The sequence below is a fragment of the Rhizobium sp. FKY42 genome (assembly GCF_005222835.1).
In the GTDB taxonomy this organism is placed as follows: domain Bacteria; phylum Pseudomonadota; class Alphaproteobacteria; order Rhizobiales; family Rhizobiaceae; genus Neorhizobium.
The window spans coordinates 19,265-19,704 of the sequence record NZ_STGA01000075.1; the positions used below are offsets into that span (position 1 = coordinate 19,265).

Genomic DNA, 440 nt, shown 5'->3' on the forward strand with positions numbered 1-440 from the left:
ACGTACCCTCCGGGATCATGGCGTCGATGCGTTCAATCTTCCGCGCCTTGGCTGATCGGTCACCAATTGCGCTCGCTGACGAGAGGTACTGGCTGTTTCGGTCTTCACCGGCGACGGTCAAGGGGGTGCCATTCGTGGTGCCACTGAGCGAGCCATTGCTGTTGCCGTCTCGATTTTGGTCGAGTGTGATAAGCTTCGACTTGAAACGATCCGGAAATATTTCTTCGACTGGTGAAGGACGACCCTGTGGCTGCGCCACATCCGGCGGCGGTGGCACATTGAAGGTTGTGACTTCGATCGACGGTGCTGGTGGAGGTGGAGGCGGCGGTGGCAACTTCACAACCGGCTGTTCGGAAGGTGGAGGTGCCGGTTCTCCATTGCGGACAAAGCTCGGTGGACGGAATGTGGTCGTACGGAATTCTTCCTCGCTTTGCGGACTT

At 58.2% G+C, this 440-nt stretch carries 1 pseudogene; it reads right to left on the reverse strand.

Features of this window, described 5'->3' with window-relative positions:
* Positions 1–334, reverse strand: a pseudogene (locus E8M78_RS23690) (conjugal transfer protein TrbI); the annotation flags it as partial.
* Positions 335–440 lie beyond the last annotated feature (106 nt).